Origin of the sequence: Nocardioides sp. Root240 (genome assembly GCF_001428825.1) — a bacterium.
In the GTDB taxonomy this organism is placed as follows: Bacteria; Actinomycetota; Actinomycetes; order Propionibacteriales; family Nocardioidaceae; genus Nocardioides.
This window is the reverse complement of sequence record NZ_LMIT01000002.1, coordinates 320900-327661: the sequence shown is the minus strand read 5'-3', so window position 1 is coordinate 327661 and position 6762 is coordinate 320900. Positions and strand designations below refer to the sequence as shown.

At 76.2% G+C, this 6762-nt stretch carries 7 protein-coding genes and 1 pseudogene; all 8 read left to right on the top strand.

The window, feature by feature from the left end; genetic code table 11:
- Window positions 1-1683: pseudogene (locus tag ASE20_RS25435) on the top strand (DEAD/DEAH box helicase); the annotation flags it as partial.
- A gap of 155 nt (window positions 1684-1838) precedes the next feature.
- A complete protein-coding gene (locus tag ASE20_RS04525) occupies window positions 1839-2636 on the top strand; it encodes a DNA-formamidopyrimidine glycosylase family protein (protein ID WP_056893340.1) in 798 nt (265 codons plus the stop codon).
- A 56-nt stretch (window positions 2637-2692) separates the two neighbouring features.
- A complete protein-coding gene (gene htpX / locus ASE20_RS04520; RefSeq protein WP_056893339.1) occupies window positions 2693-3565 on the top strand; it encodes a zinc metalloprotease HtpX in 873 nt (290 codons plus the stop codon).
- A gap of 112 nt (window positions 3566-3677) precedes the next feature.
- Entirely contained in the window at window positions 3678-3956 is a 279-nt protein-coding gene (locus ASE20_RS04515) for a hypothetical protein (protein ID WP_056893338.1), read from the top strand.
- Window positions 3956-4822, top strand: coding sequence for an FAD:protein FMN transferase (locus ASE20_RS04510; RefSeq protein WP_056893337.1), 867 nt, complete (start codon window positions 3956-3958; stop codon window positions 4820-4822). The genes ASE20_RS04515 and ASE20_RS04510 overlap by 1 nt, the downstream gene beginning before the upstream one ends.
- Complete coding sequence (locus tag ASE20_RS04505) at window positions 4819-5403, top strand: ferric reductase-like transmembrane domain-containing protein (RefSeq protein WP_056893336.1); 585 nt, start codon at window positions 4819-4821, stop codon at window positions 5401-5403. The genes ASE20_RS04510 and ASE20_RS04505 overlap by 4 nt, the downstream gene beginning before the upstream one ends.
- Window positions 5400-6566, top strand: a complete 1167-nt coding sequence (locus ASE20_RS04500; protein WP_056893335.1) for an NADH-ubiquinone oxidoreductase-F iron-sulfur binding region domain-containing protein — start codon at window positions 5400-5402, stop codon at window positions 6564-6566. The genes ASE20_RS04505 and ASE20_RS04500 overlap by 4 nt, the downstream gene beginning before the upstream one ends.
- Window positions 6563-6760 (top strand): ferredoxin, encoded by a 198-nt coding sequence (locus ASE20_RS04495; RefSeq protein ID WP_056893848.1) that lies wholly within the window; start codon window positions 6563-6565, stop codon window positions 6758-6760. Before ASE20_RS04500 ends, ASE20_RS04495 begins: the two co-directional genes overlap by 4 nt.
- Window positions 6761-6762: the final 2 nt, after the last annotated feature.

The window sequence follows — 6762 nt, the reverse complement described above, 5'->3', positions numbered from 1 at the left end:
GCCGACTGGCTGGCGGGCCTCGTCGCGGCCCGCCGGGCCGTCCCCGTCCGGATGCCCTACGGCGACGCCTGGACGGCAGTCGAGGACGTCGCCCGGCTCCGCGACGGCCTCGGTGTCCCGGTCCCCCCGGGCACCCCCGCCGCGTTCGCCGAGCCGGTCGAGGACCCGCTGGCCGACCTGGTCGGGCGCTACGCCCGCACCCACGGGCCGTTCACCGCCGACCAGGTCGCGACCCGGCTCGGCCTCGGCATCGCGGTCGTCCGGCACACCCTGCAGCGGCTCGAGGCGCACGGCCGGGTGCTCTCCGGCGAGTTCCGTCCGGTCGGCTCGGGCGAGGAGTGGTGCGACGTCGAGGTGCTGCGCCGGCTGCGCCGCCGCTCGCTCGCCCGGTTGCGTCACGAGATCGAGCCGGTCGAGCCCGCCACGTTGGCCCGGTTCACCGCCGCGTGGCACGAGATCACCACCGCGCGCGGGCCGCGTGGCGCCGACGGGCTGCTGCGCACGGTCGAGCAGCTTGCGGGTGCCGCCGTCCCCGCCAGCGGACTGGAGTCACTCGTGCTGCCGGCGCGGGTGCGCGACTACGAGCCGGCGCTGCTCGACGAGCTGACCGCCACCGGCGAGGTGCTGTGGGCCGGGCACGCCGCGCTGCCGGGCAGCGACGGCTGGATCTCGCTCCACCTCGCCGATCGCGCCCACCTGACCCTCCCCGAGCCGGGTCCGGTCGAGGACCCGCTCCAGCAACGGGTGCTCGACGTGCTCGCGCCGGGCGGCGCGTGGTTCTTCCGCCAGGTCGCCGACCAGGTCGCCCGTGCGTGCATCGACGCGGGCGACCCCGCTCCGCTCGACGAGACGGTGAGCGCGGCGCTCTGGGGCCTGGTCTGGAACGGCCACCTCACCAACGACACCCTCACGCCGCTGCGCGCGATGACCCGCGGCAGCCGCGGGGCCCACCGCACCCGTCGCGCGCCGCCCCGCCCCGGCCGGGTCGCCCGCACCGGCCCGCCCGAGACCGCCGGCCGCTGGGCCGTGCTCCCCGCGATCGACCGCGACCCGACCCGTCGCGCCCACGCGGTCGCCGAGCAGCTGCTCGAACGCCACGGCGTGGTCACCCGCGGCGCGGTCGTCAACGAGCGGGTCCCCGGGGGCTTCGCCGCCGTCTACAAGGTGCTCAGCGCGTTCGAGGACTCCGGCCGGTGCCGGCGCGGCTACTTCGTCGAGGGCCTCGGTGCCGCCCAGTTCGGCACCGCCGGCGCCGTCGACCGGCTGCGCACCTTCACCTCGACCGACGACGAGAAGCCGGTCGCCGTGGCGCTCGCCGCGACCGACCCGGCCAACCCCTACGGCGCCGCACTCCCCTGGCCGGCCGCCGCTCGCGGCGACGACGAGAGCGCCGGCCACCGCCCGGGGCGCAAGGCCGGCGCGCTGGTCGTGCTCGTCGACGGCGCCCTGGTCCTGTACGTCGAGCGCGGCGGTCGCACGCTGCTCACCTGGACCGACGAGCCGAGCCTGCTCGAGCCCGCCGCCGAGGCCCTCTCCACCGCCGTCCGACGGGGCAGCCTGGGCCAGCTCACGGTCGAGAAGGCCGACGGCACCGCCCTGCTCGGCAGTGGCTCCCCGCTCCGCGACGCCCTCGCCGCCGCGGGGTTCGTCGCGACTCCCCGGGGGCTGCGGATCCGTGCCTGAGGCACGATCGACCGCCGGTGCGCGTCGCGAGCGGCGCCAGACGGGTGTGCTCGCAAGGCGCGGGCGCGACAGGCGGTCTGGTTGCACCATCGAGCGTCCGCAACGCGGCGAGCGCGCCCGCATGGTGCCGCGCAGCAGCGCAGAGACGGTGGATCGTGCCTGAGGGCGATGCCGTTCGCCGTACGGCCGACCGGCTGGACCGGGCGTTGGCGGGCCGGACCCTGACCCGCACCGACTTCCGGGTCCCGCAGCTGGCGACCACCGACCTGGCCGGCGCGACGGTCGAGCGCACGGCCACCCACGGCAAGCACCTGCTCACCCGGGTGGTGGGCGCCGGAGGCGCGCGCCTCACGCTGCACACCCACCTCAAGATGGAGGGCAGCTGGCGGGTGGTCACGCGCGGCGAGCGGCCTCCGGGCCCGGCCGCCGACGTCCGGGTGGTGCTCGAGACGGACCACGTGATCGCGGCGGGACTCCGCCTCGGCCTCGTCGAGCTGCTGCCGACCGCCGAGGAGCACACGGTCGTCGGGCACCTCGGACCCGACCTGCTCGGGCCGTGGACCGATGACGACCGTGCCGAGGCCGTCGCGCGCCTGACGGCCCGACCCGACCGCGTGCTGGGCGAGGCCCTGCTCGACCAGACGGTCGTGGCCGGGATCGGCACGATCTGGCTGGCCGAGTCCTGCTTCGTGCACGGCGTGTGCCCGGTCGGTCCGGTGTCCGGCGTCCGCGACCCCGCCCGCCTGCTCAGCCGGGCGCGGCAGATGCTGCAGGCCGCGATGCGGAACGGCCGGCCGGTGACCACGGGCGACCGTCGCAATCCCCTGTGGGCCTACGGCCGGAACCGCCAGCCGTGCCTGCGCTGCCGGACGCCCCTGCTCAGCGGCGAGGTCGGCCCGGCCGGGCGCGAGCGCACGACGTACTGGTGCCCGCACTGCCAACCGCTCACGTGATCCGGGTCTCGCCCGGTGAGAGGAACGCAACGCCCGGTGCCGATCGTTGACCCGACATGCACCGCCATCACAACGGCCTCAAGACCGCCGGCCTCTTCGGGGCCATCTTCGCCCTGCTGCTCGTCGTCGGCGGCCTGATCGCGGCTGCGACGGGCAGCTCGGCCTTCATCTGGATCTTCGCGCTGATCGGTGTCGGCACCACGGCCTACGGCTACTGGAACTCCGACAAGCTCGCGATCAGGGCGATGCACGCCTACCCGGTGACCGAGGCCCAGCAGCCGGCGATGTACCGCATCGTCCGCGAGCTCTCGACCACGGCCGGCCAGCCGATGCCGGCGCTCTTCGTCTCGCCCACCCAGGCGCCCAACGCGTTCGCGACCGGCCGCAACCCGGAGCACGCCGCGGTGTGCTGCACCGAGGGCATCCTGGGCCTGCTCGACGAGCGCGAGCTGCGCGGCGTGCTCGGCCACGAGCTGATGCACGTCTACAACCGCGACATCCTGACCGGCTCGATCGCCGCCGCGATCGCCGGCCTGATCAGCTCCGTCGCACAGTTCCTCGCCTTCACCTCGATCTTCGGCGGGGGCAGCGACGAGGACCGCCCCAACCCGCTGGTCATGATCGCCACCGCCCTGCTCGCGCCGTTCACCGCGGCCGTGATCCAGATGGCGATCAGCCGCACCCGGGAGTACGACGCCGACGAGGACGGCGCCCGCCTCACCGGCGACCCGCTCGCCCTCGCCTCCGCCCTGCGCAAGCTCGAGAGCGGCACGGCCCGCGCCCCGCTCGCGCCGACGCCGGAGCTGCAGAACGCCAGCCACATGATGATCGCCAACCCGTTCCGCGCGGCCGACGTGCAGAGGATGTTCTCGACGCACCCGCCGATGGCCGACCGGATCGCGCGCCTCGAGGCGATGTCCCGCCGCTGAGCGCGCGTCCGGCTGGGAGTCGGGCGAACTCGCATCGGGCGCACGCCTGCGGCACAGCAGGTCCACAGCAACGAGGAGTGTGCTGGTCCCACCTTGATCCGAGGAGGACCGCATGACCAGCCCCAGCGTCGCCCGCTCCACCACCCGCCGCGTCGGCCGCGCCAAGGCCACCGTCGTCGCCCTCGCCCTGGGCGGATCGCTCGCCCTCACCGGCGCGATCGCCGCCCAGGCCGCGGACCAGGACGTCGTCAACGGCGTCGGTACGACGAGCACCGGCACCTCGACGAGCAGCACCACCGGCACGTCGGGCTCGTCCAGCGCCGCGGACACCGACAGCGGCGTCAGCCCACCGTCGAGCGGCTCCAGCCACGCGACCACGCAGGGCTCGTGATGACCTACCGACAGGCCTGGCGCCGCTGGGACGTCGACTGCCTGCTCGTGACCACCGACCCCGGCGCCCTCGTCACCGCCCGCGCCGTCGCCGACCAGGTGATGGATGCGGCCGACGACGCGATCAGCTCCTTCCAGCCGGGCAGCGAGATCCGACGGCTGCGCCCCGGCTGGAACGACATCTCGCCCGTGCTCGCCGGCTTCCTCCGCGCGGCGCTGGAGGCCGCTCGCACGACCGACGGCGCGGTCGACCCGACGCTCGGCCACGAGGTGCGCGCGTGGCGCGAGGGCCGGCCGCACCTCGTCGACCGGGCGGGGAGCTGGCGCGACGTACGCCTCGACGGCTGGCGGCTGCACCTGCCCGCCGGCATGCTGCTCGACCTCGGCGCGACCGGCAAGGCGTACGCCGCCGACCTGATCGCCCGCCGTACCGCCCAGGAGACCGGGGCCGGCGTGCTCGTCGGGCTCGGCGGGGACCTCGCCTCCGCCGGCCGGGGCCCGGCTCGCGGCTGGCAGGTCACCGTGCAGGACACCTCCCACGACGTGCCGGCGACGGTCACCCTGCACGACGGCTGGTCGGTCGCCACGTCGAGCACGCAGCGCCGTCGCGTCGACGACGGCGACCCACGGTCCCACCACGTCCTCGATCCCGAGACCGGCATGCCGGCGAGCACCCGCTGGCGGACCGCGACCGTGGTGGCCCGCCGCTGCAGCACCGCGAACGCCGCCGCCACCGCGGCGATCGTCAAGGACGCGACCGCACCGACCTGGCTCACCCGGCACGGGTACGACGCCCGCCTGGTCGAGCAGTCCGGCCTGACCCTCACCCTCGGCGGCTTCCCCGCGGACCTGGCGGTGGCGTCGTGAACGAGCTCCTCTGGTACCTCAGCCGCGGGACCGGCGTGACGGCGCTCCTCGCGCTGAGTGGCGCTGTCGCGCTCGGCATCCTCGCCCGCTCGGGCCGCGACGTCGTCGGCTGGGGCCGGTTCGGGGCCAACGAGGTGCACCGGACCACGTCCGCGGCCGCCACCGCGCTGGTCGCGGTGCACGTGCTCACCCTGGTGCTCGACACCGCGTCGGGCATCTCCCTGCTCCCTGCGCTGGTGCCGTTCACCAGCGACTACCGGCCGCTCGGCGTCGGGCTCGGCGTGCTGGCCCTGGACGTGCTGGTCCTCCTCGGCGTGACCGGCGTGCTGCGACGCAGGATCGGGCCGCGTGCCTTCCGGGCGGTGCACTGGTCGGCGTACGCCCTGTGGCCGTTGGCCGTCGGGCACTTCCTGTTCAGCGGGTCCGACGCCGGCACGTGGTGGGCGGTCACGGCGCTCGTCGTCTCCGGTGCGGCCGTGCTGGCTGCCGTCGCCTGGCGGCTCACCGACTCCTTCGGCACCCGGCCGGTCCGCTCGGCCGACGGCGCCCTCCCCCTCTCCCCGAAGGCGGCCCAGCGATGACCACGACCGCACTGCCCGCAGCCACCGCCGAGCGCCTGCTCGCGAACCCTGTGCCCGACGGGCCGATCGGGCGCCCCGACCGCCGTCAGCTCGCCGCGCTGCTGGCCGAGGCCGGGCTCACCGGCCGTGGCGGCGCGGGCTTCCCCACGGCCCGCAAGCTCGGCGTCCTCCTCGCGCGCCCCGGCGACCGGGTCGTCGTGGTCGGCAACGCGATGGAGGGCGAGCCGCTGTCGCACAAGGACGCCGTGCTCCTGCAGTCCGCGCCCGGGCTCGTGCTGGACGGGCTGCAGGTCGTCGCCCGCGCGCTGGGGGGCGCGCGGGCGATCCTCGCCCTCGGGCCCCAGGTCCCGCCGGGACCGGCCCGCCTCGCCGCCGCCGCACCGCACCGGGCAGACCTGCCGGTCGAGGTCCGCACCCTGGCCGGCGGCTTCGTCGCCGGCCAGGAGACCGCGCTGGTCCGGGCACTCGACGGCGGCCCGCCGCTCCCGCGCGACCGTCGCGACCCGATGGCGCGCCGCGGCGCGGACCGGCTGCCGAGGCTCGTCCTCAACGCCGAGACGCTCGCCCACGTCGCCCTCCTCGTCCGGTACGGCGCCGGCTGGTGGCGTGCGACCGGGACCCCCGACGACCCCGGCACGATGCTGGTCACCGTCAGCGGGTCGCGCTCGTCCGTCGTCCCCCGGCCGGGGGTGGTGGAGACCGAGCGCGGCGCGTCGATCACGGCGGTGCTGGCCCGCGCCGGCACCGACCTGGCGCAGGTCCGCGCGGTGCTGGTCGGCGGCTACCACGGCGCGTGGGTCCCGGCCTCCGCGCTCGACCTCCCGCTGTCCCGTGCCGGCCTCGCGCCCTGGGGTGCCACCCCCGGAGCCGGCGTGCTGCACGCGCTGGCCCGCGAGGACTGCCCGCTCGAGGCGGTCGCCCGGATCACGGCGTACCTCGCCGGCGAAGGCGCCGGACAGTGCGGCCCGTGCGTCAACGGGCTCCCCGCCCTCGCCCGCGCCGTCGGCGCCGCGAACGCCGGCCGCGCTGCCGAGCTCGCCTCCCTGGTCGACGGCCGCGGCGCCTGTGCGCACCCCGATGGCACGGCCCGGCTGGTGCGCAGCACGTTGCACGTCTTCGCCGACCACGTCCGAGCACACGCCGAGGGACGGTGCCCCCGATGACTCGCCTGCACGTCGACTGGACCCGCTGCGACGGCCACGGCGCCTGCACGGAGCTGCTCGCCGGCATCCTCGAGCAGGACGAGTGGGGCTACCCGCGACCGCTCAGCGGCGAGCGCGAGCCGCAGGTCGAGGCACGCAGCGCACGGCGGGCCGTCGCCGCCTGCCCGCTGATGGCCCTGTCGTTGGTCGAGTGAGA

Excerpts from the sequence above, each read along its gene's own strand:
- ASE20_RS04515 (WP_056893338.1), top strand. The coding sequence starts at position 3,678 with ATGACCAGCCCCAGCGTCGCCCGCTCCACCACCCGCCGCGTCGGCCGC.
- htpX (WP_056893339.1), top strand. The coding sequence starts at position 2,693 with ATGCACCGCCATCACAACGGCCTCAAGACCGCCGGCCTCTTCGGGGCC.
- ASE20_RS04495 (WP_056893848.1), top strand. The coding sequence starts at position 6,563 with ATGACTCGCCTGCACGTCGACTGGACCCGCTGCGACGGCCACGGCGCC.
- ASE20_RS04500 (WP_056893335.1), top strand. The coding sequence starts at position 5,400 with ATGACCACGACCGCACTGCCCGCAGCCACCGCCGAGCGCCTGCTCGCG.
- ASE20_RS04510 (WP_056893337.1), top strand. The coding sequence starts at position 3,956 with ATGACCTACCGACAGGCCTGGCGCCGCTGGGACGTCGACTGCCTGCTC.